The organism is Amnibacterium setariae (assembly GCF_003581425.1).
In the GTDB taxonomy this organism is placed as follows: Bacteria; Actinomycetota; Actinomycetes; order Actinomycetales; family Microbacteriaceae; genus Amnibacterium; species Amnibacterium setariae.
The window spans coordinates 794,459-820,975 of record NZ_QXTG01000001.1 but is presented as its reverse complement, the minus strand read 5'-3'; the positions used below and the strand labels follow the sequence as shown (position 1 = coordinate 820,975).

General features: G+C 74.9%; 22 protein-coding genes. 7 read left to right on the top strand and 15 right to left on the bottom strand.

Annotated elements, in window-relative coordinates; translation table 11 throughout:
• Window positions 1-41: 41 nt before the first annotated feature.
• Together D1781_RS04195 and D1781_RS04190 are read left to right on the top strand one after the other, a co-directional pair.
• Window positions 42-629, top strand: a complete 588-nt coding sequence (locus D1781_RS04195) for an RNA polymerase sigma factor (protein WP_199706377.1) — start codon at window positions 42-44, stop codon at window positions 627-629.
• Window positions 626-1,912, top strand: coding sequence for a hypothetical protein (locus D1781_RS04190; protein ID WP_119480985.1), 1,287 nt, complete (start codon window positions 626-628; stop codon window positions 1,910-1,912). The genes D1781_RS04195 and D1781_RS04190 overlap by 4 nt, the downstream gene beginning before the upstream one ends.
• A 12-nt stretch (window positions 1,913-1,924) precedes the next feature.
• Here the strand turns inward: D1781_RS04190 and pepN are convergent, their stop codons facing one another.
• The 4 genes from pepN to D1781_RS04170 form a co-directional block, all read right to left on the bottom strand.
• Entirely contained in the window at window positions 1,925-4,471 is a 2,547-nt protein-coding gene (gene pepN, locus D1781_RS04185; RefSeq protein WP_119480984.1) for an aminopeptidase N, read from the bottom strand.
• A 46-nt stretch (window positions 4,472-4,517) separates the two neighbouring features.
• Window positions 4,518-5,546, bottom strand: coding sequence for an Atu2307/SP_0267 family LLM class monooxygenase (locus D1781_RS04180; protein ID WP_119480983.1), 1,029 nt, complete (start codon window positions 5,544-5,546; stop codon window positions 4,518-4,520).
• Window positions 5,547-5,563: 17 nt separating this feature from the next.
• Window positions 5,564-7,228 carry an ABC-F family ATP-binding cassette domain-containing protein gene (locus tag D1781_RS04175; protein ID WP_119480982.1) on the bottom strand — a complete coding sequence of 555 codons (1,665 nt, stop codon included), beginning with the start codon at window positions 7,226-7,228 and terminating at the stop codon, window positions 5,564-5,566.
• A 245-nt stretch (window positions 7,229-7,473) separates the two neighbouring features.
• Window positions 7,474-8,430: a DUF5937 family protein gene (locus D1781_RS04170; RefSeq protein WP_119480981.1), complete on the bottom strand. Its 957-nt coding sequence runs from the start codon at window positions 8,428-8,430 to the stop codon at window positions 7,474-7,476.
• A gap of 65 nt (window positions 8,431-8,495) precedes the next feature.
• Here D1781_RS04170 and D1781_RS04165 point away from each other — a divergent pair, with 65 nt between their 5' ends.
• The gene (locus D1781_RS04165) at window positions 8,496-9,719 is read left to right on the top strand and encodes an MFS transporter (RefSeq protein ID WP_119480980.1); all 1,224 of its coding nucleotides are present in this window, start codon (window positions 8,496-8,498) and stop codon (window positions 9,717-9,719) included.
• Complete coding sequence (locus tag D1781_RS04160) at window positions 9,716-10,282, top strand: HhH-GPD-type base excision DNA repair protein (protein WP_119480979.1); 567 nt, start codon at window positions 9,716-9,718, stop codon at window positions 10,280-10,282. Before D1781_RS04165 ends, D1781_RS04160 begins: the two co-directional genes overlap by 4 nt.
• Before the next feature lie 114 nt (window positions 10,283-10,396).
• Here D1781_RS04160 and D1781_RS04155 read toward each other — a convergent pair whose 3' ends face one another.
• Window positions 10,397-11,599: an MFS transporter gene (locus tag D1781_RS04155; RefSeq protein WP_119480978.1), complete on the bottom strand. Its 1,203-nt coding sequence runs from the start codon at window positions 11,597-11,599 to the stop codon at window positions 10,397-10,399.
• A gap of 115 nt (window positions 11,600-11,714) precedes the next feature.
• Between D1781_RS04155 and ald the strand changes: the two genes are divergently transcribed.
• Complete coding sequence (gene ald / locus D1781_RS04150) at window positions 11,715-12,806, top strand: alanine dehydrogenase (RefSeq protein WP_119480977.1); 1,092 nt, start codon at window positions 11,715-11,717, stop codon at window positions 12,804-12,806.
• Between the two features lie 66 nt (window positions 12,807-12,872).
• Here ald and D1781_RS04145 read toward each other — a convergent pair whose 3' ends face one another.
• The 3 genes from D1781_RS04145 to D1781_RS04135 are packed head-to-tail and all read right to left on the bottom strand — an operon-like array spanning window position 12,873 to window position 17,364.
• A complete protein-coding gene (locus tag D1781_RS04145; protein ID WP_147392033.1) occupies window positions 12,873-15,824 on the bottom strand; it encodes a DEAD/DEAH box helicase in 2,952 nt (983 codons plus the stop codon).
• Between the two features lie 58 nt (window positions 15,825-15,882).
• The gene (locus D1781_RS04140) at window positions 15,883-16,545 is read right to left on the bottom strand and encodes an MBL fold metallo-hydrolase (RefSeq protein ID WP_119480975.1); all 663 of its coding nucleotides are present in this window, start codon (window positions 16,543-16,545) and stop codon (window positions 15,883-15,885) included.
• Complete coding sequence (locus tag D1781_RS04135) at window positions 16,546-17,364, bottom strand: hypothetical protein (RefSeq protein WP_119480974.1); 819 nt, start codon at window positions 17,362-17,364, stop codon at window positions 16,546-16,548.
• Window positions 17,365-17,528: 164 nt separating this feature from the next.
• Between D1781_RS04135 and D1781_RS04130 the strand changes: the two genes are divergently transcribed.
• On the top strand, window positions 17,529-18,272 hold the full coding sequence (locus D1781_RS04130) for a class I SAM-dependent methyltransferase (RefSeq protein ID WP_233550976.1): 744 nt from the start codon (window positions 17,529-17,531) through the stop codon (window positions 18,270-18,272).
• Between the two features lie 162 nt (window positions 18,273-18,434).
• Here the strand turns inward: D1781_RS04130 and D1781_RS04125 are convergent, their stop codons facing one another.
• The 5 genes from D1781_RS04125 to D1781_RS04105 all read right to left on the bottom strand — a co-directional run bounded on the left by D1781_RS04125 (window position 18,435) and on the right by D1781_RS04105 (window position 23,283).
• Window positions 18,435-19,982, bottom strand: a complete 1,548-nt coding sequence (locus D1781_RS04125) for a catalase (protein ID WP_119480972.1) — start codon at window positions 19,980-19,982, stop codon at window positions 18,435-18,437.
• Window positions 19,979-20,443, bottom strand: a complete 465-nt coding sequence (locus tag D1781_RS04120) for a Fur family transcriptional regulator (RefSeq protein WP_119480971.1) — start codon at window positions 20,441-20,443, stop codon at window positions 19,979-19,981. Before D1781_RS04120 ends, D1781_RS04125 begins: the two co-directional genes overlap by 4 nt.
• 131 nt (window positions 20,444-20,574) lie before the next feature.
• Window positions 20,575-21,309, bottom strand: coding sequence for a ThuA domain-containing protein (locus tag D1781_RS04115; protein WP_119480970.1), 735 nt, complete (start codon window positions 21,307-21,309; stop codon window positions 20,575-20,577).
• Window positions 21,306-22,400, bottom strand: a complete 1,095-nt coding sequence (locus tag D1781_RS04110; RefSeq protein ID WP_119480969.1) for a Gfo/Idh/MocA family protein — start codon at window positions 22,398-22,400, stop codon at window positions 21,306-21,308. Before D1781_RS04110 ends, D1781_RS04115 begins: the two co-directional genes overlap by 4 nt.
• Window positions 22,401-22,485: 85 nt before the next feature.
• Window positions 22,486-23,283 carry a TspO/MBR family protein gene (locus D1781_RS04105; RefSeq protein WP_119480968.1) on the bottom strand — a complete coding sequence of 266 codons (798 nt, stop codon included), beginning with the start codon at window positions 23,281-23,283 and terminating at the stop codon, window positions 22,486-22,488.
• A gap of 76 nt (window positions 23,284-23,359) precedes the next feature.
• On the opposite strand from D1781_RS04105, the gene D1781_RS04100 reads away from it, so the two are divergent.
• On the top strand, window positions 23,360-23,785 hold the full coding sequence (locus tag D1781_RS04100) for a MarR family winged helix-turn-helix transcriptional regulator (RefSeq protein WP_119480967.1): 426 nt from the start codon (window positions 23,360-23,362) through the stop codon (window positions 23,783-23,785).
• A gap of 9 nt (window positions 23,786-23,794) precedes the next feature.
• Here D1781_RS04100 and D1781_RS04095 read toward each other — a convergent pair whose 3' ends face one another.
• Together D1781_RS04095 and D1781_RS04090 are read right to left on the bottom strand one after the other, a co-directional pair.
• Complete coding sequence (locus D1781_RS04095; protein WP_119480966.1) at window positions 23,795-24,640, bottom strand: alpha/beta fold hydrolase; 846 nt, start codon at window positions 24,638-24,640, stop codon at window positions 23,795-23,797.
• 143 nt (window positions 24,641-24,783) lie between these two features.
• Window positions 24,784-26,481 carry a cation:proton antiporter gene (locus tag D1781_RS04090; RefSeq protein ID WP_119481726.1) on the bottom strand — a complete coding sequence of 566 codons (1,698 nt, stop codon included), beginning with the start codon at window positions 26,479-26,481 and terminating at the stop codon, window positions 24,784-24,786.
• Window positions 26,482-26,517 lie beyond the last annotated feature (36 nt).

The window sequence follows — 26,517 nt, the reverse complement described above, 5'->3', positions numbered from 1 at the left end:
GGGGCCTGTAACGGTCCGGGGGGCTGCGGACATGTCGGGGCATGATGACGTCCATCGCCGACGAGACCGCGCTCTGGTCCCGCGCCCGCTCGGGTGACGGGAGGGCGTTCGCGTCGGTGTTCGACCTGCACCGCGACCGCGCGTTCCGGCACGCCCTCCGCCTGGTCGCCTCCGCGCACGACGCGGAGGACGTGGTCGCGGCCGCCTTCTTCGAGCTCTGGCGCAAGCGGGACCGAGTCTCCGTGGTCGACGGCTCGGTGCTGCCCTGGCTGCTGGTCACGACGACGAACCTCGCCCGCAACACCGGGCGCGGCCTCCGGCGGCACCGCGCCGCGATCGACCGGCTGCCGCGCTCCGCCGACCTCGTCGACCCGGCGGAGACCGCGGAGGAGCGCATCGCCCGCGAGCACCTGCTCACGGCCGTGCGGGCCCTCGGCGAGCAGGACGCCGCGCTCGTCGTGCTCACCGCGCTCGAGGACCTCACCGTCGCCGACGCCGGCGCCGCGCTCGGCCTCAGCCCGGGCGCGGCGCGCGTCCGCCTGCACCGCGCACGGAAGAAGCTGCGCGACCGGCTCGGACCCGCCGACCCCCTGCTCGACACCCCGCTCCCGGAAGGAGCCGCACGATGACCCGCTCGTTCGACCCCGTGCTCTCCGCCGCCCTGCGGAACGAGCTGGAGCACCTCGCCGACCGGGAGGCCGCGCGGCCCGCGCGGCCCGCGGTCGCCGCCAGGCCGCAGGTCTGGATCACCGCCGTCACCGCCCTGCTCCTCGTGGTGGCGACCCTCGGCCTGCTGCGGGTGACCGGCGGCGGCGACGGCGCGCCCGCGGCCTCGCGCCCCGGCGACCCGCTCACCGCGGCGAACGGGCCGCTCGCCGACGCCGGGCTCCGCGGCACGCCCGTCACGGTGCTGGCGCAGGGTCGCGCGATCGGCGGCTCCCGGTTCCGACTCTCGGTGCCGGAGGGGACGACCCGCCTCACGGTCTACGCGACCTGCGGCCCGGCCGGCAGCGCGGAGCTGACGCTCCTCGGCTCCTCCGGCAGCGGCGACTGCGCGCCCGCCTCCGCGCGCGCCTTCACCCTGGGCGATCCGGGAAGCGGCCCGACCGAGCTGCGGGTCGACCTGCCGAGCGGCGTCGCCGCGCGGATCCTGGTGATCGCCGTCGCCCCCTCCTCGACGACGACGCTCGCGCAGCTCCGCGTCGACGACCGGCCCGCCGGGCTCCGCGACCCGCTGACGGAGATCCTCGACCCGCGCAGCGACGCGTACATCCGGGCCGCCCCGGACGTGCTGCTCGTCGCCTCCGGGACGGGCTCCCGCGACCTGCCCGTCGTGCTGCCCGCGGGGACGAGCAGCGTGCGGCCGTACCTGAACTGCGCGCCCGAGACCCGGCAGTACTCCGTCGGCGTCGACGAGGGGACGATGCACGGCGACTGCGCGTCCGGGTTCGGCGGCTCGTTCGGCGACGTCCCGATGACGCCGGGCGCGCACACCGTGCACGTGCGGGTGCCGAAGGGCACGGCGTGGTCCCTCGTGCTCATCGCGACGCCCGTGTACACCCCGGCGACCGCCGGCCCCGTCCGCGAGCCGCTGCCCTACCCGTCGGGCATCGCTCCCGACCGCGTGCTCGGGTGGGAGCGGGGCGCCTTCGGCATCGTCACCGGACGGCTCGAGGGCACCATGACCCGCGTCTCCGTCACGATCACCTGCCAGGGCGACGGCACGGTCACCGTCGCGACGCCGTTCGGCACCGCCGGCAACCCCGCTGAACGCGCGAGCTGCAGCGCCCGGTCGCCGAAGCGGACCAGCACGGGCATGGGCGGCCCCGAGCGGGTCACCGATCCGCGCTTCACGATCACGCCCTACGGCGACGTCCGCTGGACGGTCACCTTCACCCGCGACGCGGACTGAGCCGCGGGACCGTCAGGCGGCGTCGCGGGTCTGCGCGGCCAGGGCGCGCTCCGTGCGGCTCAGGTTCTCGGCGACGAGACGGCGGAGGGGGCTCGCCGCGTCCGGGTGCGCGTCGAGCCAGGCGCGCGCGGCGTCCGCGAGCGCCCGGTCCGCCAGCGGCCGCGGGTAGGCGTTCCCGGCGATCGGCTCCGCGAGCGCGAACGGGCGCTCGGCCCACAGCCGCTCGATGACGGCGAAGTACCGGTCCGCGTAGGGCCGCAGCAGCTCGGGGTCGTGCACCCGCACGAAGCCCTTCACCGTCGACTCGACCTGCGCGTTCGTCAGGTCCGCCGAGTCGACCAGCGAGCTCCACGCGGCGGCCTTGCCCTCGGCGGTCGGGATCGCGGCGCGCACGAGCAGGGCCGACTCCCGGCCGGTGGCGGTGTCGTCGGTCGCGAGGAGCGCGGCGATCTCCGCCTCCCCGGCGCGACCGCCCGCGACGAGGCCGGTGAGGATCTGCCACCTGAGCTCCGGGTCGAGCGGCAGGCCCTCCGCGGCGCCGGCGTCGAGGTCCGCGAGCCGGTCGAGCTGCTCGTCGGTCCGGGCGACGCGGGCGAAGCTGCGGGCGAGCTGCAGCTGCGCGTCGGAGCCGGGCTCCGCCTCCGACAGCAGGCGCAGCAGGCCGTCGCCGAGCTGCTCGAGCGCGGCGGTGCGCACGGCGCGGTCGACGTACTCCTCGGCCGCGAGGACCGCCTGGTTCAGCAGCGTGCCGCGCAGGTTCGGGGAGGTCTCCGCGCCGACGTGGTCGAGCACGAGCCGCACGAAGTCCGACGCGGCCGCCTCGCCGTCGCGCGTCATGTCCCAGATCGCGCTCCACAGCAGGGTGCGGGGCAGCCCGGCGGCCACGGAGGAGAGCGCGTCCTGCGCCACCGCGAGGGACGCGGCGTCGAGCCGGACCTTCGCGTACGCGAGGTCGTCGTCGTTCACGAGCACGATCGCGGGCCGCTTCGCCCCGAGCAGCACGGGCAGGTCGGTCTTCTCGCCGACGACGTCGAGCTCCTCGCGCTGCACGCGGACGAGCGCGCCGTCCTCCCCCTCCGGCTCGTACAGGCCGACGGCGAGCCGATGGGGGCGCAGGTCCTGGTCGCCGACCGGCGCCGGCAGCTGCTTCACGACGAACCGGGTGATGACGCCGCGCGGGTCGGTCTCGATCTCCGGCACGAGCGTGTTGACGCCGGAGGTCTCGAGCCACTCCGCGCTCCAGGCGGCGAGGTCGCGGCCGCTCGCGACGGCGACGTGCGCGAGCAGGTCGGCGAGCGTCGCGTTGCCCCACGCGTTCGCCTTCAGGTACGCGGCGACGCCGGCGAAGAACTCGCGCCGGCCCACGTAGGCGACGAGCTGCTTCAGGACGCTGCCGCCCTTCGCGTAGGTGATGCCGTCGAAGTTGACGGCGAGGTCCTCGACGCTGCGGATCTCCGCGACGATGGGGTGGGTCGACGGCAGCTGGTCCTGGTCGTAGCCCCAGTTCTTCTCCGTGGTGGTGAAGGTCGCCCAGGAGTCCGTCCACCGCGTCGTCTCGGCGGTCGCGAGGAACGACATGAACGTCGCGAACGACTCGTTCAGCCACAGGTCGTCCCACCAGCGCATGGTGACCAGGTCGCCGAACCACATGTGGGCGAGCTCGTGCAGCACGACCATGGCCCGGCTCTCGCGCTGCGCCTCCGTCGGCGTCGAGCGGAAGACGTAGACCTCGTTGAAGGTGACGAGGCCCGGGTTCTCCATGGCGCCCCAGTTGTACTCGGGCACCGTCACCTGGTCGTACTTCGCGAAGGGGAACGGGATGCCGAAGGCGTCCTCGTAGAAGCCGAAGCCGCCCTTCGTGGTCTCGAAGACCTCCTCCGGGTCGATGTACGGGGCGAGGGATGCGCGGGTGAGCACCGAGAGCGGGATCGTGCGGCCGTCGACCGACGTCAGCTCGTCGGCGTGCGCGACCCATGCGCCGGCGATGAGGGCGACGAGGTAGGTCGACAGCGGGGGCGTGCGCTCGAAGCGCCACCACCGGTCGCCGTCGCCGACCGGCTCCTGCGCCTCGACCGGCTGGTTCGACCGGACGTCCCAGCCGTCGGGCGCCGTGATCTCCACGCCGAACCGGCCCTTGAGGTCGGGCTGCTCGAAGCACGCGAAGACCCGGCGCGCGTCCGTCGTGGCGAGCTGCGTGTAGAGGTAGACGAGCCCGTCGACGGGGTCGACGAAGCGGTGCAGGCCCTCGCCGGAGCGCGAGTACCGCATCGTCGCGACCACGGTCACCTCGTTCTCGGCCTCGAGCGGCGGCAGCGCGATGCGCACGCCGTCCGCGACGGCCGGGTCGAGGTCGCGTCCGTTGAAGCGGATCGCCGCCACCTCGACGGTGAGCGCGTCGAGGAACGTCTCGGCGCCGGGGGTGCCGCGGAACCGGATCGTGGTCGTCGAGCCGAAGACGTCGGGGCCCCGCGTGAGGTCGAGCGCGATGTCGTACTCGAGCTCGGAGACGAGCGCCGCGCGCTCCTCCGCCTCGATGCGGGTCAGGTTCTCGCCGGGCATGCACCCATCTCAGCGCACCGCGCCGACGCCCGCGCTGAGTTCCGGGTCAGACGTCGGCGACGAGGGGCGCGACCTCCGTGCCGAGCAGCTCGATGCCGCGCAGCAGGTCCTCGTGCGCGAGCAGCGGGTTGGTCATCTGCAGGGACAGCCGGTCGACCCCGCCGACCTGCTCCGCGACCCGCCGGATCTTGGCCGCGACGGTCTCCGGGTCGCCCATGAAGAAGGCGCCGTCGGGCCCGGACGTGGCGTCGAACTGAGCGCGGGTGGGCGGGGCGAAGCCGCGCTCCCGCGAGACCGCCGTGAACATCCGGTGCCAGCCCGGGTAGATCGTGTCGGCAGCCGCCTGCACGCTCTCGCCGACGTAGCCGAACACGTGGAGCCCGACCTGCAGCGTCTCGGGCGCGTGCCCGGCGTGCGCCCCGGCGCGGCGGTAGAGGTCGATGAGCGGCGCGAACTGCCGCGGCTCCCCGCCGATGATCGCGACCATGAGCGGCAGGCCGAGCAGGCCCGCGCGCGCGAACGACTCGGGGGTGCCGCCGACGCCGACCCAGATCGGCAGCGGGTCCTGCACGGGCCGCGGGTAGACGCTCTGATGGTTCAGCGGCGGGCGGTGCCGGCCGCTCCAGGTGACCTCGACGGAGTCGCGGAGGCGCAGGAGGAGGTCGAGCTTCTCCTCGAACAGCGAGTCGTAGTCGGCGAGGTCGAGCCCGAACAGCGGGAACGCCTCCGTGAACGAGCCGCGGCCGACGACCAGGTCGATGCGGCCGCCGGAGATCAGGTCGAGGGTCGCGAACTGCTGGAACACGCGCACCGGGTCGTCGGCGGAGAGCACCTTCACCGCGCTGCCGAGGCGGATCCGCTCGGTGCGCGCGGCAGCCGCGGCGAGGATCACGGGCGGCGCGGAGTCGTAGTACTCGGCGCGGTGGTGCTCGCCGATGCCGAAGGAGTACAGGCCCGCGCGGTCCGCGAGGGCGATCTCCTCCAGGAGGTGCGCCATCCGCTCCGCGGGCCCGACCACGTGGCCGGTGCGCGGGTCCTCGACCGCGGAGACGAAGCTGTCGACGCCGAGATGCATGGGGCGATCCTCGCAGGTCACCCGAGGGCCAGCACCGGGGCCGGCCAGCGGCGGCGCAGCCAGCGGTCGTGGCTCGCGAGCACCACCGCGCCCGGGTACGAGCCGAGGGCCTCCTCCAGCTCCTCCGCGAGCGCGAGCGACAGGTGGTTCGTCGGCTCGTCGAGCAGCAAGAGATCGGGCGGGTCGGCGATCGCGATCGCCAGGGCGAGCCGCCGCTGCTGGCCGACGCTCAGCGCGCCGACCGGGCGATCGACGTCCCGGCCCGCGACGAGCCCGAGCGCGGACAGCGGCACCGCCTCCGCCCGCCCCTCCCCCACCGCGGCGCGGTACGTCGCGCGGACCGAGCGCTCCGGCTCGGCGAAGACGACGTCCTGCGCGAGCAGCGCCGAGCGGAGGCGCGGCGCCCGCTGCACCGTGCCGCTCGTCGGGGCGAGTCGGCCGTCGAGCAGGGCGAGCAGCGTCGACTTGCCGGCCCCGTTCGCGCCGGTGACGAGCAGCTTCGCGCCCGGGTCGACCGCGAGGGTCGTGGGCGCGAGCCGGCCCGCGACCGCCGCCCGGGTCAGCAGGGCGAGCGCCCCCTCCGGCGCCGGGCCGGACGGGGCGGCGAGGCCGCCGAAGCGCAGCTCCGCGGGCGGCTTCCGCACCTGCTCGCGGTCCAGCGCCTCGAGCCGTCCCCGGGCGTTCCGGACGAGCCGGCTCGTCACCTTCGCGTCCCGGTCCGAGTAGAACTTCGTCAGCCCGGCCCGCTGCCCGTCGTAGGTGTCCTTCTTGTTCGTCTGCCGCGCGGTCACGGCGACGGCGTGCCGGAGCGCCTTCAGCTCCTCCTGCTCCGCCTCGAACCGCCGCTGCCAGCGGTCGCGCTCCGCCCGACGCTGCTCGAGGTACGCCGTGTAGCCGCCGCGGGAGGAGCGCAGGCCGTAGCCGGAGCCCGCGTCGTCGCCCTGCACGACGTCCGCGTACGGCATCGGCGCGGGGTCGAGGTCGACCACGCGCGTCGCGACCGCGTCGAGGAAGGCGCGGTCGTGGCTCGCGAAGAGCACCGGCCCCGGCCAGGCCGCGAGCGTCCGCTCCAGGAACGCCACGGCCTCGTCGTCGAGGTGGTTCGTCGGCTCGTCGAGCAGCACCGCCGTCGGCCGGGCGAGCAGCAGAGCAGCCATGGCGACGCGGGACCGCTGCCCGCCGGAGAGCGAGCCGATCGTCCGGTCGGGGTCGATCGCGTCGACGCCGAGCCCCGCGAGCACCTCGCCGCGGCGGGCGCCCGCGCTCCAGGCCTCCGTCGCGTCCGCGGCCTCGAGCGCGTCGGCGAGGCGCTCGGCCGCGCCCGGCTCGCTCCGCGCGACGGCGGCGGAGGCGGCCTCGACCGCGGTGACGGCCCGGCTCGCCTCGGCGAGCGCGTCGTCGAGCACCCGACCGACGGTCTCGTCCGCCGGGTACGGCAGCTCCTGGAGCAGCATCCCGGTGCGGGCGGGCGCCTGCACCGCGCCCGCGTCGGGCTCGTCGGCACCGGCGACGATGCGGAGCAGCGTCGACTTGCCGGCGCCGTTCTCGCCGATCAGGCCGACCCGCGCGTCGGGCCCGACCGTCAGCGAGACGTCGGTCAGGACGCGGCGGTCGCCGAAGGTGCGGCTGACGCCGTCGACGCGCAGCTGCGCGGTGGAGCGGGAGAGGGTGTGCTGGGCCATGCGGCGCCTTCCGGTCGATCACGGGATCGCCCGTCGGGCACGGTCGTCGCACGTCGGATCCAGCCGGAGAAGGGCTGCGGACGGGTTGGACGACGCCTCGGCACGGGCGCGGAACCGGTCTCAGAGCAGCACGGCGACGACGGTACGGCGCCGAGCCGCACGGCGCAAGACGGCGGGGTGGTCTCGAGGCTCGCTGCGCTCGCACCTCGACCGCGGGGATCGAGCGGCGACGGGAGCGGGACGGCTCAGCCGGCGAGGGCGTCGCCGAGCGGGGTGCGGCGGTAGAGGACGCTGCGGGCGATGCGCTCCCGGGTGACGAGGCCGGCGTCGAGGAGGACCTTCAGGTGGTCGCCCGTCGCGCCGATCGACGCGCCGGTCAGCGCGGCGAGCCGGGTGGTCGAGGAGGGCGTCGCGAGCGCGACCAGCAGCCCGGCCCGGGTGCGGCCGAGCAGGGGCGCGAGCGGATCGGTCGGGGCGGGCGCCTCCTCCGACACCAGGCCGGCCCCGCGCGCCGGGTAGACGACGGCGGGGCGCCACGGCTCGTCGCCGTACACCGCGAGGCCCTCGCCGACGAAGACGGACGGCACGAGGAGCAGCCCCCGGCCGGCGAGCACGATCGTCTCGTCCTGCTGCCGGTCGAAGGTGATCACGTCCCCGGTCCACGCGAGCGTGCGGTGCATGTCGACGAGCGCGGCGGACCAGCCCGCGGTGGTCAGCCGCTCGGCGCGGAACCGCACGTCGCGCTCGAGCACGGCGCGGACGCGCGGCCACTCCGGCGCGAGCAGCGCGCGCCAGACCGCCGCCATCCCGTCGGCGAGCCGGTCGAGGAGGGCCGGGTCGTCGAGCACCGCGGCCACCTCGGGCGTCGGCCGCCGCAGCGCGAGGATCTCGCCGATCTCGGACGCGACGACCGCACGGTCCGCCGACCGGATCACGGCGAGGTCGTCCTCGATCGTCTGCCCCATGCCCTCGGGAGGCGGCGCCGAGAACGTCGCGCCGATCCGCGGGCCCTGCAGGTAGGCGAAGGTCCGCACGACCGGGTCGTCGCGCACCGCGGCGAAGGCGGCGCCGTAGCGCCGCGCGATCGGCGCCCCCGACCCGATGCCGTAGAGGGAGCGGACCAGGTGGGCCAGCTCGAACGACGGCGCGATCGCGAAGCGGGACGCGGCGACGTCGGCGGGGCCCACCTCGATCCGGAGCACGCTGGACCTTTCGTCGCAGGACGAAAGAGTACCGCTCGGACGTCGGCCGGGCGGACGCTCGACGCATGTCCGCTCCCGCCGCCCGCACCACCTACGCCTCCGTGTTCGCGTCGCCCGGCTACGCCGGGCTCTACTCCGGCGCTGCGCTCGGCTCGGTGGCGGTCGCGCTGCAGGTGCTCGCGTTCTCGGTCGCGGTCTACGACGCGACGGGGTCGCCGTTCTGGTCCTCGGTGGCCTTCGCCGCCGGCTTCCTGCCGCAGGTGGTCGGGGGCGCGGTGCTGCCGTCGATCGCGGACCGCCTCCCGGTCCGCGTGCTGCTGCCGATCGGCGGGCTGGTCCGCGCCGCGTCCGCGGCCCTGCTCGCCTCCGGGCTGCTCGGGCTCGGCGGCGGGCTCGCCGTCGTCGCGGCCGCCTCCCTGCTGCAGCCGCTGTTCGGGTCGGCGCAGTCGGCGCTCGTCTCGCGTCTGCTCACCGGCGACCGGTACGTGCTCGGCCGGTCGCTGTTCTCGATCACCTCGATGGTGTCGCAGCTCGTCGGCGTCGCCATCGGCGGCGCGACGCTGCAGGCCCTCGGCGCCGCGCCGGCCCTGCTCGTCGCGGCGGGGATGCAGCTCGTCTCCGCCGCGGTGATGGTCGTCGGGCTGCCCTCCCTCCCCGTCCTCGCCGTCGCCCGCCGGCGCTGGCACCCGGCCGAGACCCTCCGCGGCTATCGGGCGATCCTGCGCGTGCCGACCCTGCGGGGGCTCCTGCTGCTCTGGTGGACGCCGCTGTCGCTCTTCGTCGGCGCGGAGTCGCTCGCCGTGGCCTACGCCGGCACCGCCCACGCCGACGGCCTGCTCACCGCCCTGCTCATCGGCGCCCCGCCCGCCGGTGCGCTCGTCGGCGAGGTCGTGATCGGGCGCTTCTGCCGCCCCGAGACCCGCGAGCGCCTCGTGCTGCCACTCGCGGCGCTCACCGGGCTCGGCCTCCTCCCGCTCGTGTTCGGCCCGGCACCGCTCGTCGCCGCCGCGCTGCTCTTCACCGCCTCGTTCGGGCTCGCCTACGAGCTCGGCCGGCAGGCCGCCTTCCGCGACGCCCTGCCCGTCGGCCGGGAGGCGGTCGGCTTCGGCCTGCTCGGCGTCGGGATGATGACCGGGCAGGGCCTCGGCCCGCTGCTCGCCGGGCCGCTCGGCTCCCTCGTCGCGCCGGGGCCCGCCATGGCCGTCTGCGGCGTGCTCGTGCTGGCGAGCGTCGTGCTGCTGCGGCGGGCCGCGCTCGCCGAGCCGGCCCCCGCTACCGTTCCCGCATGACGGACCTGCACATCACCGGCGACGAGGCCGCGGACGCGCTGCTCTCCTCCGACCCCTTCGCGCTGCTCGTCGGGATGCTGCTCGACCAGCAGGTCGCCATGGAGACCGCGTTCGCCGGCCCGGAGAAGATCCGCGAGCGCCTCGGCGGCATCGACCCGGCCGCGGTCGCCGGCGAGGACCCCGAGCACCTGACGGCCGTGTTCAAGCAGCAGCCCGCCGTGCACCGCTACCCGGGCTCGATGGCGGGCCGGGTGCAGGCCCTCGCGACCGCGGTGCAGGAGGAGTGGGGCGGCGACGCGAGCGCGATCTGGACGCGCGACGACCCCGACGGCGCGGAGGTGCTGCGGCGGCTGAAGGCGCTGCCCGGCTTCGGCGACCAGAAGGCGCGGATCTTCCTCGCCCTCCTCGGCAAGCGCGACCGCTACACGGGACCGGGCTGGCGGGAAGCCGCCGGCGCCTACGGCGAGGACGGGTACCGCTCCGTCGCCGACATCACCGACCCGGAGTCGCTGACGAAGGTCCGCGCCTACAAGCAGGCGCAGAAGGCCGCCGCCAAGGGCTGACGCGCCCCGTCCGCGGATCCGCAGTTCTTCCGCGGATCCGCAGTTCCTTCGCGACACGCCGATGCCGGACGCGCACACCCCGGCGTGTCGGGCGGGAACTGCGGATCCGCGAGGTCAGGCGGGGGCGCGGCGGCTCGCGAGCGTCGCGGCGAGCACGCCGAAGACGAGGAAGCAGAGGGTCGAGCCGAGCACCACGAGCATCGGCGCGATCCAGTTCCCGGCGGCCTGGTGCACCGCGCCGACGGCGGGCGGCGCGACCGCGGCGACCAGGTAGCCGCAGGACTGGACGAAGGCGGACAGCGCGGTCGTCCGGCGGGCGTCGCCGCCCACCTCCGCGATGATCGTGAAGATCGACGTGAAGCCGCCGCCCTGCGCGATGCCGCCGAGCACGCTGCCGATCACGAAGTGCTCCGGCGCGACGAGCAGCACGACCGGCAGGCTCACCCAGAGCACGCCGATCAGGCCGATCACCGTCCGGGGCCGGAAGCGGAGGCGCAGCAGCGGCACGAACACGGCGCCGGCGATGCCCGCGAGCTGGAAGACCGAGGAGGCGGTGCCGGCGACGGTCGCGGAGTAGCCGCGCTCGTCGGCGAGCAGCGTCGGCAGCCAGGTGGTGATGCCGTAGTAGCTGGAGGACTGCGACGCGAAGGCGACCGCGAGCAGCACCGCGAGGCCGTCCGGGCGGAACCGGGCGAGCGTCCCGGGGGCGGGCGGCGGCAGCAGCGGCGCGGCCCGGCGGCTGCGCTGCAGGACGACGAGCCACACGATCGCCGTGACGATGCCCGCGACGCTCCAGGCGGCCACCGCGACGCGCCAGCCGAACAGCCCGGCGAGCGGCACGGTGACGAGCGAGGTGATGACCGTGCCGACGTTGATCGCGACCGAGTAGACGCTCGTCGCGACGCCGCGGCCCCGGGCGGGCACGTCGCGGCGGATCACGGTCGGCACGAGCACGTTGCCGATCGTGATGGCGAGGCCGAGCAGGATCACGGCGGCGATCGCGACGCCGAACCCGTCGATCGAGCGGAGGACCGTCGCGACGACGATCCCGCCGATGCACACCTCGATCGCGCCCTCGAGCCCGATGCGGCGCGCGAGCCAGGGCGCGATCGGCGTCGCGAGCCCGAAGCAGAGCAGCGGCACGGTCGTCAGCAGGCCGAACCCCGCGGGCGAGACGGCCCAGTCGCGCTGCGCCTCCGCGGCGACCGGCGCGAGGGCGACGAGGGGGCTGCGCAGCTGGAACGCGAGCAGCGCGATCGCGGCGAGCAGCAGCGCGATGCCCGCGCGGGAGGCCCGCTGCTCCTCACCCGCTCGCATCAGGCGGCCAGTCTGGCAGCCGCCCGCCCCCGGGGCCTGGACGCCGCCCAGCCCGCGTCGGGATGATGGCGCCGGAGGCGGTCACGAGCCGCACCACGACCGGAAGGAGCAGCGGATGCGCATCGGCGTCCCGACCGAGGTGAAGAACAACGAGAGCCGTGTCGCCCTCACGCCGGGCGGGGTGATCGAGCTGGGGCGCCGAGGGCACGAGGTGCTGCTGCAGGCGGGCGCGGGAGCCGGGTCCGGCTTCTCCGACGACGCCTACGCCGCGGCCGGCGCCCGAGTCGTCGACGGCGCGGCGGCGGTGTGGGGCGACGCCGAGCTGCTGCTCAAGGTGAAGGAGCCGATCGAGTCCGAGTACGGCTTCCTGCACGCCGACCAGACCGTCTTCACCTACCTCCACCTCGCCGCGGACCGGCCGCTCGTCGACGCGCTGGTCACCTCCGGCACCACCGCGATCGCCTACGAGACCGTGCAGCTGCCGGACCGCAGCCTGCCGCTGCTCATCCCGATGAGCGAGGTCGCCGGGCGCCTCTCGGTGCAGGTCGGCGCGTACCACCTGCTGCGGCCGGAGGGCGGCGCGGGCCTGCTGCTCGGCGGCGTGGCCGGCACGCCGAAGGCGAAGGTCGTGGTCATCGGCGGCGGCACCGCGGGCGAGCACGCGACCGCCGCGGCGGTCGGGCTCGGCGCGGACGTGACCGTGATCGACGTCGCCCTCCCCCGCCTCCGGCAGCTCGAGGTGCGCTTCGGCGACCGGATCCAGACCCGCACCTCCACCTACGCGGAGATCGCCGACCAGCTGCGGGACGCCGACCTCGTGATCGGCTCCGTGCTGATCCCGGGCGAGCGCGCGCCGAAGCTCGTGACCGACGAGATGGTCGCCGCGATGCGGCCGGGCAGCGTGCTCGTCGACATCGCGATCGACCAGGGCGGCTGCTTCGAGGGCTCCCGGCCCACCACCCACGACGACCCGGTGTTCCGCGTGCACGACGCCGTCTACTACTGCGTCGCGAACATGCCGGGAGCGGTGCCCGCGACCTCGACCCGCGCGCTGACCAACGCGACGCTCCCCTATGTGCTGGCGGTCGCGGACCGCGGCTGGGAGGCCGCGACCGGCGCCGACCCCGCCCTCGCCGCCGGCGTCAACGTCGCGGGCGGCGACGTCGTGAACCCGCGCGTGCGCCACACGCTCGAACGCGCCGCCTGAGGGACACAGCGCGGCCGGGCGTGGTCTCGAGGCTCGCTGCGCTCGCACCTCGACCAGCGGGGGACGCTAGGCGAGGAGGTCGCGGACGTCGTCGGCGGTGAGCGCCGCGGAGAAGGGCTCGCCGTCGTCGACGACCGCGTCGAAGAGGTCCTGCTTCCGCTGCTGCAGCGCGAGCACCTTCTCCTCGATCGTCCCCGCGGCGACCAGGCGCCGCACGGTCACCGGCTTGTCCTGCCCGATGCGGTGCGCGCGGTCGATCGCCTGCGCCTCCGCGGCCGGGTTCCACCACGGGTCGAGCAGGTAGACGAGGTCCGCCTCCGTCAGGTTCAGGCCGAACCCGCCGGCCTTGAGGCTGATCAGGAACACCGCCGCCTCGCCGGTGCGGAACCGCTCGATCACCGCGTCGCGGTCGCGGGTGCCGCCCTCGAGCAGCGTCCAGGGCACGCCCTCTTCCTCGAGGCGCGCGCCGACGAGGCGGAGGTAGGAGGGGAACTGGCTGAACACGAGCGCGCGCCGCCCCTCGGCCAGCGCCTCGACGAGCTCGTCGGCGAGGAGGTCGAGCTTGGAGGACCGCACGCCGTCGTGCTCCGCGTCGATCAGCGCGGCGTCGAGCGCCAGCAGCCGCAGCAGGGTGAGCGAGCGCAGCACGATGAACCGGTTCCGGTCCATGTCGGGCAGCAGGCCGAACAGCTTCCGGCGCTCGCGCTGCAGCGTCACGTCGTAGAGCGCGCGGTGGTCGGGCGACAGGTCGACGGAGAGCACCTGCTCCTCGATCGGCGGCAGCTCCGGCGCGACCTGCTCCTTCGTGCGGCGCAGCACGAACGGCCGCATGCGGGCGCGGAGGCGGGCGAGCCGCTCGGCCCGGTGCGCGGCGTTCGCCTCGGGCGCGTTCCCGGCGCCGACGCCCTCCGTGTACCCGGCGCGCTGCCCCTCGATGGGCCGCACGTACTCCTCCCGGAAGCGGCGGACGGAGGGGAACAGGCCGGGCGTGCTGAGCGCGAGGATCGCGTGCAGCTCGGTCAGCGAGTTCTCGAGCGGGGTGCCGGTCACGGCGATCGTGCGGCGGATGCGGAGGTCGCGGGCGACCGCGTGGGTGCGCGCGGTCGCGTTCTTCACGGCCTGCGCCTCGTCGAGCACGAGCGCCGAGAAGGCGCCGTCGCGGGCGAGCCGGGTGAACGCGGTCGCGTCGAGCCGCAGGCGGGCGTAGGTGGTGACGACGAGGTCGGCGCCGGCGACGAGGTCCGCGATCGGCGCCTTCGGGGAGTCCGCGTCGACCACCCGCCGCACGTCGAGCCCCGGCGCGAACCGCGCGGCCTCGGCGACCCAGTTCGACGCGACCGAGGTGGGCGCGACGATGAGGATCGGGCGCCGCTCCCCCTCGGGAGCCGTCTCGTGGACGTGCTGCGCGAGGGCGAGGCACTGCAGGGTCTTGCCGAGGCCCATGTCGTCCGCGAGCACGCCGCCGAGCTCATGCCGCCAGAGGAATGCGAGCCACTCGAGCCCCTCCTGCTGGTACGGCCGGAGGACGGCGTGCAGCCCGGCCGGCGCCGGGACCGCGGTGGGCGGGGCGCTCACCGCGTCGCGGAGCGCGCGCCACTCGACCGCCTCCTCCGTCGAGTCCGCGAGGTCCTCGAACTCCGTCCACTGCGCGGCCCGCGGCCGCGGGACGACGAAGCCGGAGGCCCACTCCGGGATCTCGGCGGACTCCTCGACGAGGTCGACGAGCGCGCGGAGGCGCGGGTGCGCGAGCGAGAGGAAGGTGCCGTCGACGAGCGGGAGCCGTCGCTTCCCGCCCGCGATGGCCGCGAAGAGCGGGCCGAACGGGATGTCGCGGCCGTCCACGGTGACGGTCACGCCGAGGTCGAACCAGTCGTTGCGCTCGGTCGGCGCGACGGTCACGTCGATCACCGGCTCGCCCGTGACGACGACGGGCGCGGGCGCGCCGAGGCGCTCGACGGCGACGTCGGGCAGCGCCGCCAGCGCGGGCAGCACGTCGGCGGCCAGGTCGAGCGCCGCCTCGGCGTCGAGGGCACGGGGCGCCGGGAGGCCGCGGCTCGGCCACCAGCCCTCGGGCAGCGCCGCGATCACGTCGTCGCGGGCCGGAGGCGGACCGCCGTGCACGCGCTCCCACCGCCAGGTGAGGGTCGCGCCGCCGTCCTCCGCCGTCCGGACCGCGAGCACGAGGAGCGGCGGTCGCGGCGCCGCGACGGGGACGGAGCCGTCGCTGCTCACGACGGCGAAGCGGTCCTGCAGCGCGGGCAGCCACCGCTCACGGAGCTCCGCCGCGGCCTCTTCCGGCACGACGAGCGGGTCGCGGGCGAGCAGCGCCGGGTCGACGCGCGCGGCGAAGGGGGCGAGCACGACGTGCGCGGGCGAGGCGCCGACCGCCCAGACGCCGTGGTCGCCGACCGCGTGCGCGCGCTCGACGGGCACGGGCTCGCCGTCGACGGTGAGGCGCGGGGCGACGCGGAACCCCTCCGCGACGCGCACGGCGTCGAGCGCGAGCGACGCCTCCCCCGCCAGCCGGGCGGAGCCGTTGCCGGGCGCGACGAGCGGGACGCCGAGCGCCTCGCCCTGCACGAGCAGCTCCCAGACGAGCGGGTTCGGTGCCTCGTCGAGGAAGAGCCAGTCGGGGTCCTGCCCCGCGGCGGCCGGCACGGCGGCGCGGTAGAGCGCGCCGAGCTCACACGCCCAGCGGTGCTGCGCGACGTCGAGGTTCAACCGGTTGCGGACGTGCGGCAGGGACTGCCAGGTGAGCGCGCCGCGCGCCCACCCCTTCTCCGTCCGCGCGACGGGGCGGACGCCGAGCCGCAGCCCGCCGACCGCGTCGTCCGCCGCCGCACGGGTGGTCGGGCCGTTCCAGCGGTGCGCGGTGCGGGGCAGCAGCTCGCGCGCCTGGACCTGGAGGGCGAGCGGCACGGCGGCGCCGGCGGATCCGCCCGCACCTGCGGGCCCGGTCGCGGCGCGGGGGCCGAGGAGCCCGTCGAGGGCCTCCCGCCAGCCGTCGTCCGCGCGCACCGGACCACGCTGCCACACGCCTCGGACCTCGCCCACCGGCGGGCCGAGCAGGTCCTCGTCAGGCGTGCCAGACCGCCGCGTCGTGCGCGAAGCGCGCCTCGCGCACGCGCGGCAGCAGCGCCGCGAACCAGTCGGGCGGCGGCGCGACCTGGTCGGCGGGCCGGCGCACCGCCTCCGCGTCCGCCGTCCACCCGGACGCGGTGAGGTGCGTCTGCCCGGCGAGCAGCAGCCCGTCGGCCAGCAGCAGGGACTGGTGGCCCGGGGTGTGCCCGGGCGTGGGCACGAGGCGGACGCCGGAAGCGATCTCGGTCTCGCCGTCGAGCACCTCGTAGCGGGCGCCGGGGAAGTCGACGACGCCGTCGACCGTGTAGTCGGGCGTGCGGGCCGCCTCCAGCTCCGCCCGCTGCACGAGCACGGGACGGCCCGCGAGCTCGGCGTTGCCGCCCGCGTGGTCGAGGTGGAGGTGGCAGTTCGCGACCAGCGTGACGTCCTCGAGCCGCGCCCCTGCCGCGGCGAGCGCCTCCCGCAGCGGGATCCGCTCGGGGCGGTAGTGCGCGTCGACCTCCGGGTCGCCCGCGGCGATGCCGGTGTCGAAGAGCAGCAGCCCGTCGGGCAGCGGCACGAGGAAGCCGTCGAGCGCCTCGACCCGCGCCCAGCCGTCGGCGGTCTCCTCGGCGGGGCGGACGATCGTCCCGAAGCGGACGCGGCGGACGTCGGTCATTCAGCGAAGGTACGCGTCGACGAACAGGGGGCCGCGGATCTCGCGGAACCGCTCCACGAGGCGGTCGGCGAGCGTGTTCGAGATCGAGGGCGCGGTGAGGTCGAAGGGCCCGATCGGCGGCAGCGGGTCGAGCCGGACCCGGACGACCTCCCACCCCGCGCGGCGGATCAGCCGGTCCTTCCGCTCGTCGACCGCCTCCCGCTTCCCGGAGTGCTCGAGCCCGTACCGGCCGACGGTGTCGAGCTCGACCGCGATGCGGAGATCGGCGAGGATCAGGTCCGGCCACGCCTCGAGGTGGTCGAAGAACGGCTCCTTGAGCCGGATCGCGTTCGGCGTCGCGTCCCAGACGAGGCGCTTCGCGAGCCGCTGCTGCAGCGCCGGCTCGGCGGCGGAGGCGGGCTTCGGCGCGCAGACCGAGACGAACGCCTCGCCCGGCGGCAGGTCCGGCGTCTTCGTGCAGAGCGGACCGACCTTCCGCTTCCGCGCCGACGCGCCGGCGCCGACGGGGCGCTCGAGCGCGGCCTCCGCGCAGCGCGGGCACCAGGTCGACCGGCGGCGCTTCCCCGCGCCCGGGCGCATCCGCTGCTCCTCCGGCGTCGCGATGAAGCGATGCCCGGCGTCGCACTGCCACTGGATCCACACGTCGGCGGCGAGCGGCACCTGGCTCAGCACGATCCCGTGGTTGAGATCGGAGTGGTACTGCTTCACGAGCACCGGGTAGCGGTGCCACTCGTGGAAGTAGCGCCCGACCGCGTAGGGCACGTCGCGGCCGGTGGAGGCGCGGCGGCGCTCCCACCACGCGTCGACGGGCTCGGGCACGCGGGCACTGTAGGCGGCGCCTCCGTCAGCCCTTCGCGGATCCGCAATTCCTTCGCGGATCCGCAATTCCTTCGCGGATCCGCAATTCCTCCGCGACACGCCGTCTCTTCGGGTCGCCGCTCCGGCGTGTCGTCCGGGAGATGCGGATCCGCGAACATGGAGCGGTGAGCGAGGACGACGCCTGGTCGACGGTCGCGGCCGAGTGGGCCGCGACATGGGGCGCGGCCGCCGCGCCCGCGCACGCCGCGCTGCTCGACGCCACGGTCGTCGGCGCCGGGGCGAGGCTGCTCGACGTCGGCTGCGGCAGCGGCGAGCTGCTGCGGATCGCGGCCGACCGCGGAGCCCTGGTCGCGGGCTGCGACCCGGCACCCGGCATGCTCGCGCTCGCGCGGCGGGCGGCTCCAGAGGCGGCCCTGCGGGAGGCGGGCGTCGAGGACCTGCCGTGGCCGGACGGCTCGTTCGACGTGGTGACGGCCGTGAACGCGCTGCACCTCGCGGACGACGAGGAGGGCGCGCTGGCCGAGCTGCGCCGCGTGCTGGTACCCGGCGGGCGCATCGCCGTCGCGAGCTGGGCTGAGCACGCGGCGAACGACCTCGACGCGATCGAGGCCGCGGTGGCGGAGGCGGACGGCGACGACCCCTCCCCGGACCTGCCGGAGCGGCTGCCGGGCGGGCTCGAGGCCCTGCTCGCCGCGAACGGGTTGGCCGTCGAGGCGTCGGGGATCGTCGAGGCGCCCTGGGCCGCTGCCGACGACGCGGCGCTCGTCTCCGCCGTGCTGCTCGGCGAGGACGCCGCGACCCTCGAGGAGCTCGGCCCCGTCGTGGTGGCGGCAGCGGCGCCCTTCCGGTTCCCGAACGGCGAGTACCGCCTCCTGAACCGCTTCCGTTGGGCCGTGGCCCGCGCCTGAGCCTGATCTCGAGTCCCTCGCCCGGGAACACCGGCCGTGGGGCCCATCGCTTCGCTCGCACCTCGGTCAACGAGGACGGGCGAGGCTCAGCGGCACGTTCCGTTTTGAAGGAGTTCCTGCGCGGTGAGCGCAGGAACTCCTTCAAAACGGAATGAGGCGGGGCTACTTGGCGGGGGCGGGCTCCGGCACGTTGTCCTGCGCCCAGTCGCCGACGGCCGGGGTCGGCTCGGAGAGCTGCTCGCCCACCTCGTCGACCTTCTTGAGCGGCGGGAGGCCCCGCTCGACCTGCTCGCCGAGCCACGCGTCCACGTTCTTCCAGTACTGCACCGCGCGCTCCCGGATCTCCGAGATCGTGACCTGCCCGACGTGGCCGATGACGTTCAGCGCGAGGCGGTCGCGCTGTCCCTGGTCCATCACCGTGTTCACGAGCGCGTTCGCCTGGGCGAAGTCGTCGTCCTCGGCGTGGAGGGTGACGGCTGCGCGGACGAGCTCGCCGTCCGACCGCCAGCCGCCGGCGTCCGCGGCGCGGGCCGGGTCGGCGTGCGGGCCCTCGAACGAGTTCGGGGCGTAGACCGGCTTCGAGGCGGGCGGGAAGGTGACGTTCATCGCGCCCTCCTTCGAGTAGGAGTGCAGCGGGGCCGCAGGCGCGTTGACCGGCAGCTGCTGGTAGTTCGTGCCGACGCGGTAGCGCTGCGCGTCCGCGTAGCTGAAGATGCGGGCCTGGAGCATCTTGTCCGGGCTCGCGTCGATGCCCGGCACGAAGTTCGACGGCGCGAACGCGACCTGCTCGATCTGCGCGAAGTAGTTCTCCGGGTTCGTGTCGAGCGTCATGGTGCCGACCTCGATCTCCGGGTAGTCCTCGTGCGGCCACACCTTCGTGAGGTCGAACGGGTTGAACCGGTAGGTCTTCGCGTCCTCGTACGGCATCACCTGCACCTTGAGCGTCCACGTCGGGTAGTCGCCGCGCTCGATCGCCGCGTAGAGGTCGCGGATGTGGAAGTCCGCGTCCTGGCCGGCGATCTGGTCCGCCTGGTCCTGCGTCAGCGTCTCGTGGCCCTGGTTCGTGTGGAAGTGGTACTTGATCCAGAACCGCTCGCCGTCGGCGTTGATCCACTGGTAGGTGTGCGAGCCGTAGCCGTTCATCTTCCGCCAGGAGGACGGGATGCCGCGGTCGCCCATCAGCCACGTGACCTGGTGGGCGCTCTCCGGCTGCAGGCTCCAGAAGTCCCACTGCATGTTGTTGTCGCGGAGGTGGCTGCCCGGGAGGCGCTTCTGCGAGCGGATGAAGTCGGGGAACTTGATCCCGTCCTTGATGAAGAAGACCGGGGTGTTGTTGCCGACGAGGTCGTAGTTGCCCTCGGACGTGTAGAACTTCACCGCGAAGCCGCGGGGGTCGCGCCACGTGTCGGGGCTGCCCTGCTCGCCCGCGACGGACGAGAAGCGGATGACGAGCTTCGTGTCGGCGCCCGGCTGGAACAGCGCCGCGCGGGTGTACTGCGAGACGTCGCCGGTGACCTGGAAGCGGCCGAAGGCGCCGCCGCCCTTCGCGTGCACGACGCGCTCCGGCACGCGCTCGCGGTTGAACTGCGCGAGCTTCTCGACGAGGTAGTGGTCCGTCAGGACGATGGAGCCGTCGTTGCCGACGCTCTGCGAGTGCTGATCGCTCGCGACCGGCGCACCGCTGTTCGTGGTCGTGTAGCTGTCCGTCATTCCGCTCCTTCTTCCTGTCCTGCGCCGGCGCCCTGCAGCGCGGCGCATCCGGGGCACAGGCCCCAGAACGTGATCTCCGCCGTGGCGACGGAGAAGCCGTGGGTGTCCGCCGGCACGAGGCACGGGGCCTCGCCGTGCGCGCAGTCGACGTCGACGACGCGTGAGCACCCGGTGCACACGAGGTGGTGGTGGTTGTCGCCGACCCGCAGCTCGTAGCGCGCGGCGGAGCCGGCGGGCTCGATCCGGCGGGTGACGCCGTGGTCCGTGAGCACCTGCAGCGCGAGGTAGACGGCCTGCAGCGTCATCGGCACGCCCGCGTCGACGACGTGCGCGTGCAGCTGCTCCGCCGTCGAGTGGGAGTGGGCGTCGAGCGCGGCGAGCGCCGCGACCCGGCCGCGCGTGACCTTGAGCCCGGCGGTGCGGAGGCGGTCCGCGTGCGGGGCGTCGAGGTGCGGGGTCATCCCCTCCAGCCTCGCCGGAACTTGAGGGGATCAAGAAATCGGCGCCGCCTCCGGGCGTGTCCGGAGGTTCTGCTCACGCTTCTGGACGCCGCCGCGTCGATGCGGCGTCCAGAAGCGTGAGCAGGGCGGGGTCAGGAGGCGAACCAGCCCTGGTCCGGCTTGTGGATCGCCGTCACGTTGGCGCGCGGGCGACGCGGAGCGGCCCAGCGGACGCCGTTCGCCAGCACCCGCTGGATCTCGGGCTGGTGGTAGACGGGGTACTCCTGGTCGCCGGGCGAGAAGTAGAAGATCCGCCCCGCGCCGCGCGTGTACGTCACGCCGGAACGGAACACCTCGCCGCCCGTGAACGACGAGATGAAGATCAGCTCGTCGGGCGCCGGGATGTCGAACGGCTCCCCGTACATCTCCTGCCGCGGGATCACGATCGGGTCCGGCACGCCCTCCGTGATCGGATGCGTGCGGTCGATCGTCCACACGAGCTCCCGCTCGCCGTCGTTCCGCCAGAGCAGGGAGGCGGTGGAGCCGAGCAGCTTCTGGAAGATCTTCGAGTAGTGCCCGGAGTGGAGCACGAGCAGGCCCATCCCGGCCTGCACGCGCTGGAAGACCCGCTCCACGACCTCGTCCGCGACCTGGTCGTGGGCGATGTGGCCCCACCAGAGCAGCACGTCGGTCGCGTCGAGCACCGCCTCCGTCAGGCCGTGCTCCGGGTCCTGCAGCGTCGCGGTGCGGATCTCGTCGTCGGCGCCGGAGAAGGCGCCGGCCAGCCCGGCGGCGATCGCGGCGTGGATGCCGTCGGGGTAGTGCCCGAGGACGACCTCGTCGCCCCGGGTCTCGTGGACGTTCTCGTTCCAGACGGTGATCCTCATGCGACCTCGACCTCCCGGTGCTCCTCGGCGGACTGGTAGACGGCGTCGATCACCCGGCTGCGGTGCAGCGCGTAGTCGCCGTAGGCGTTCGCCCACTGCCCGGACCGGACGGTGGCGACGAACTCGCGGATGACCGCGAGGTGGTGCCCGGCCGGCACGTGCACGGTGGGGATGGTGACGACGGGCGCGCCGGCCTCCTCGCCGTAGAGCCGGATCGTGCCGTCGGTGGCGTAGTCGCGGATGAACAGCCGGACGCCGCCGGTGGCGCCGAGCAGCTCGACCGAGATGTCCTCCTCGTCGGCCGAGTAGCTGGCCCAGGACGTCTCGAGGTGGATGGAGCCGCCGGTGTCGAGCCGGAGGAGCGCGCTCGCGAAGTCCTCCACCTCGAAGGCGCGGTTGCCGCCCGTCGTCTTCGCGGCGGTGGACCCGCCGCGGCCGCCGCGGCCCAGCTCGCCGTAGGCGACGGCACTGACGCGCTCGACCCGCGGCTCGTCCATCAGGTGCAGCGCGATGTCGAGCATGTGCGGCCCGAGGTCGACCATGGGGCCGCCGCCCGCCATCTCCCGGTTGGTGAACCAGGACCCGAGGCCGGGGATCCCGGCCCGGCGGCGCCAGCTCGAGCGGGCGTGGTAGATCCGGCCGATGTCGTGCTCGTCGAGGTAGCGGCGCAGGTACTGCACGTCGGCGCGGCGGCGGTGGTTGAAGGCGATCTCGAGCACGCGGTCCGCCTTCCGGGCCGCGTCGACCATCGACTGCGCGAGGCCCCCGGTCGGCGCGAGCGGCTTCTCGCAGAAGACGTGCTTGCCGCTCGACAGCGCGGCGATCGCGATCGGCGCGTGGAGGTGGTTCGGCACCCCGACCGTCACGACGTCGAGGTCGTCGCGGGCGACCAGGTCCTCCCAGTCGTGGTACCGGTTCGGCACGCCGCGGCTGTCGGCGAGCTCGTCGAGGCGCGGCTGCTCCTGCCCGGCGATGGCGACGACCTCCACGCCGGGGAGGGAGGAGAACGCGTCGAGCGCGGTCGTGCCGGCGAAGCCGAGGCCGACGACGCCGACGCGGAGGGGTTCGGGGGCGGAGCCGGTGTCCGGCATGGAGGACTCCTCTCGATCGGGGCCGGCTCCGGTGCCGGCACCCGCTCTCCATCCAACCCCGTGCCGCCGACGGGGACCCTGAGTCCTAGGCGGTCCCGAGCGGGCGTCGCGTGGGGACACCGCGGAGCCGGAGCGCCAGCGGCGCGAGGAGCACCACGACCGCGGCGACGGCGGCAGCGACGGCGACCGGGGTCGACTCCGGTGCGGCGGTGGACCGGGCGACCGCGATCCAGGCGAGGCCCCAGGCCAGCGCGAGCGCCGGGGTGGTCCTGGCACCGTCGCGCACCGCGGTGAGCACGCCGATCGCCGCGGCGACGACGAGCACCGCGACCGCCCAGGCGTCCGCCGGCAGACCCGCTCCGGTGAAGCCGGCCGCCGTCAGCACGGCCGTCACGTTCGCGACGGTCGCGATCGTCACCCAGCCGAGGTAGAGCCCGAAGGTGCCGTCGGTGACGATCCGCTCGGCGGCCCCCTCCGCCGGCCCGAGCCGGAGCACGATCGCGATCAGGACGACGAGGAGCGCGACGATGACGGGCACGGAGAGCGCGAGCAGGTCGAGCTGCACGCTGATGATCCACGCCGCGTTCAGCAGCATCGACGCGGCCGCGAGCCACCCGATGCGGCGGTGGCGCGCGGCGGTCCGCCGCGAGGGCAGCGCCTGGAGGACGGCGTGGGCCGCGAGCCCGAGGTAGATGACGCTCCAGATCTGGAACGCCCCGGTGCCGGGCGCGAGCAGCGTCGAGTCCGCGGCGAGGGCGCCGCCGGAGGCGTCCTGGATCGGCTGGCCGCCGAAGGCGCCGGACCCGAAGGCCGAGCCCACGATCGCCAGCACCATCGAGACGATCACCACGACGACTCGCACCGTGTCGCGACGGGGTCCCATGACTCCTCCTCGTTCCTCAGCCTGCTGAGCATCCAGCGTCCCTCAGCCGGCTGAGCATCCGCCGTAGGCTTCGGGGATGGAGTCGCCGCAGGACTGGCCCACCGGGCGCCTGCTGTCGACGGCCGCCCGGCTCGTGGAGCACGCCTGGGCGGAGCGGCTCGAGACCGTGGGCCTCACGCACGCGGGGCTCATCGCCCTCCACCTGCTCGGCGAGGGCGCCCGCAGCCAGAGCGACCTCGCCCGGTCCGCGCGGGTGCAGCTGCAGACGATGGCGCGCACGGTCGAGCGCCTGGAGCGGCACGGGCACGTGACGCGGCAGCGCGACGCGGCGGACGCCCGGCGGGTGCTGGTGGCCAGGACCCCGGAGGGCGCCGCGCTGCTCGAGCAGGCGCAGCGGCTCGAGTCGGAGGCGCTGCCGCCGGTCAGCGACCCGGCGGCGCTGCGGGCCCTCCTGCTCGAGGTGGTCCGCAGCGCCTCCGGCGGCCGCTTCCCGGCGTCCTGACGCCGCGGGCTACTTCGCGAGGAAGGCGAGCAGCGCGCGGTCGAACTCGTCCGCGTCCGTGACGTTGAAGCCGTGCGGCGCGTCCCGGACCACGACGAGCTCGCTGCCGGCGATCGCCTCGTGCGTGCGGCGACCCGAGCCCTCGAAGGGCACGACCGCGTCCGCGTCGCCGTGGATCACGAGCGTCGGCACGGTCACCTTCGTCAGGTCGTCGCGGAAGTCGGTGGTCGCGAACGCCTCCATGGCGCCGAGCGCCGCCGTCTGGTCGGACTGCTGCGCGAGCGCGACGGCCTCGTCGACCTGCGCCGGCGAGGCCTTCAGCACGCCGTTCGCCGTGTAGAAGTCCCGCACGAACTGCGGGAAGAAGGCGTCCCGGTCGCCCTTCAGCCCGGACTCCATGCCGTCCGCGGTCGCCTGGTCGAGCGGCCCGTCCGGGTTGTCGTCCGTCTTCGCGAGGTACGGCGGCACCGCCGCGGCGAAGACGACGCTGTGGAGGCGGTCCTCGCCGTACCGGCCGACGTAGCGGGCGATCTCGCCGCCGCCCATCGAGAAGCCGACGAGCGTGACGTCGCGCAGGTCGAGCGCCTCGAGGATCGACCGCAGGTCCTCCGCGAACGTGTCGTAGTCGTAGCCGCGGGACGGCTTGTCGCTGCGGCCGAACCCGCGGCGGTCGTAGGTCACGACGCGGTACCCGGCGCCGCGCAGGGCCGGCACCTGCGCCGACCAGGACGCCCCGGACAGCGGCCAGCCGTGGATCAGGACGACGGGCCGGCCGGTGCCGCCCGTGTCCTCGACGTAGAGGTCGACGGAGGAGAACAGGCCCCGGTGGACGGTGATGTCGGTCGCGTCGGTCATGGTGTGCGGTCCCATCCCGCCGGAGGCCGTGCCGCCGGTCGCGGCGAGGGGTCGCGCCTCGGCGTTCCGTGAACGTACGAACGTCAGCGGTGCACGCGATGTGGAGCGACTGACCGATCGCTGAACGCGCGCGCGATCCGGCCCTAGGAGGCCGAGGCCGGTGTGCTCCGCGCGTCGATCGCGATCTCGGTCGCGTCCAGCGCGTCGAGCGCGCGGCCCAGCACCTCCGACCCGAACACGCCCTCGTCGCGCGCGTCGAGGAGCGCGTTCCGGGAGGCGACCACGCGGCGCAGGGCCCACGCCTTCCGCGACTCCCCCTCCTGCTGCGGCACCGTGTCCCCGGTCTCCTGGATCATCCGCGTGACCCTGGCCTCCTCCTCCTGCTCGAGCGCCGGGTCGTCCGCGCGGGGCCGCAGCACGCGGATCAGCAGGTTCAGCGTGCCGCCCTGGAGGAGCAGGGAGATCGCCGCGACGCCGAACGCGACGAGGACGAGCAGGTCCCGGACCTCCTGCAGCGGGCCGTCGGGCACGGTGATCGTCTGCGCCGCCGCGACCGTGACCGCGCCGCGCATCCCCGCCCAGACGACGACCGCGCCCTCCTTCGGGCCGAGCGGGCTCGCGGCCAGGTAGTCGATGTCGCCGAGCACCTGACGGAGCCGCTTCGTGAAGCGCTCGGTGTCGCCCGGCCGCTGGGCACGGGTGCGGGCCCGCCGACGCGGCGTCCGCGACCGCCGGTCCTCCGGGCGGCTGGCGGCGAGCGCCTCCCCGATCGGCCGCCCGTCCGCGATCGCCTGCTGGATCGCCTCCAGCCGGGTCCGCATCCCCGCGCCGTGGAGGGCGCGGCGGTGGAGCCAGTAGAGCAGCGGCGTCACGAACGCCGCCCGGACCAGGATCACGCCGGCGACCGCGGCGAGCGCGATCCAGAAGGCCCGCATGCTGCTGGCGACGCCGCCGTTCGCGTTCACGAGCTGCGAGATCTGCAGGCCCATCGCGAGGAAGATGCCGCCCTCGAGCACGAGGCTGACGGTGCTCCAGTTCTCGCTGTCGGAGCGGCGGTGCTGCGCGGGCAGCTCGCGCGGCGCGCGGCGGCCGACGGTGAGCCCGGCGGCGACGGCGGCGACGAGGCCGGAGGCGCCGAGCAGCTCGGCGGGGAGGGAGGCGAGGAACGGCACCGTGAACGACAGCACCGTGTTCACGGTCGGGTCGGTGACGCGCGCGCGGAGGGCCGTGGTGATCCGGCCGACGAGGATGCCGAGCACGATCGCGACGACGAGCGAGTAGGCGAACATGCCGGTCACCTGGAGCAGCGACAGCGAGGCGGCGCCCGCGATCGCGGCGCGGAGCAGCACGAGCGCGGAGGCGTCGTTGAGCAGGCTCTCGCCCTCGAGGATCGCGGTGACGCGATGCGACACCTTCGCGTTCTTGACGATCGAGGTCGCGACAGCGTCGGTCGGGCTGATCACCGCGCCGAGCGCGATGCCGAGCGCGTAGGGCAGGCCGGGGATCAGCAGCACGAACAGGCCGCCGAGCACCAGCGCGCTGACGATCACGAGCACGACCGAGAGCACGCTGACCGCGCCGAACTCGCGCCGCAGGTCCATCGCCGGCACCGAGACCGAGCTGGCGTAGAGCAGCGGCGGCAGCACGCCCGTCAGCACGAGCTCGGGGCTGATCTCGAGGTCCGGCAGCGGCGAGAAGACCGAGACGGCGATCCCGAGCACCACGAGGATGAGCGGGGCCGGCACGCGGATCCGCGGCCCGAAGCCGGCCGCGGCCGCGACGACGAGGAGCACCCCCACGAGGACCACGATCCCGAGCTCGACCGCCTGCTCCGCCGTCACGCCCCCAGCCTGGCATCGACCGCGGTCCGCCACGAT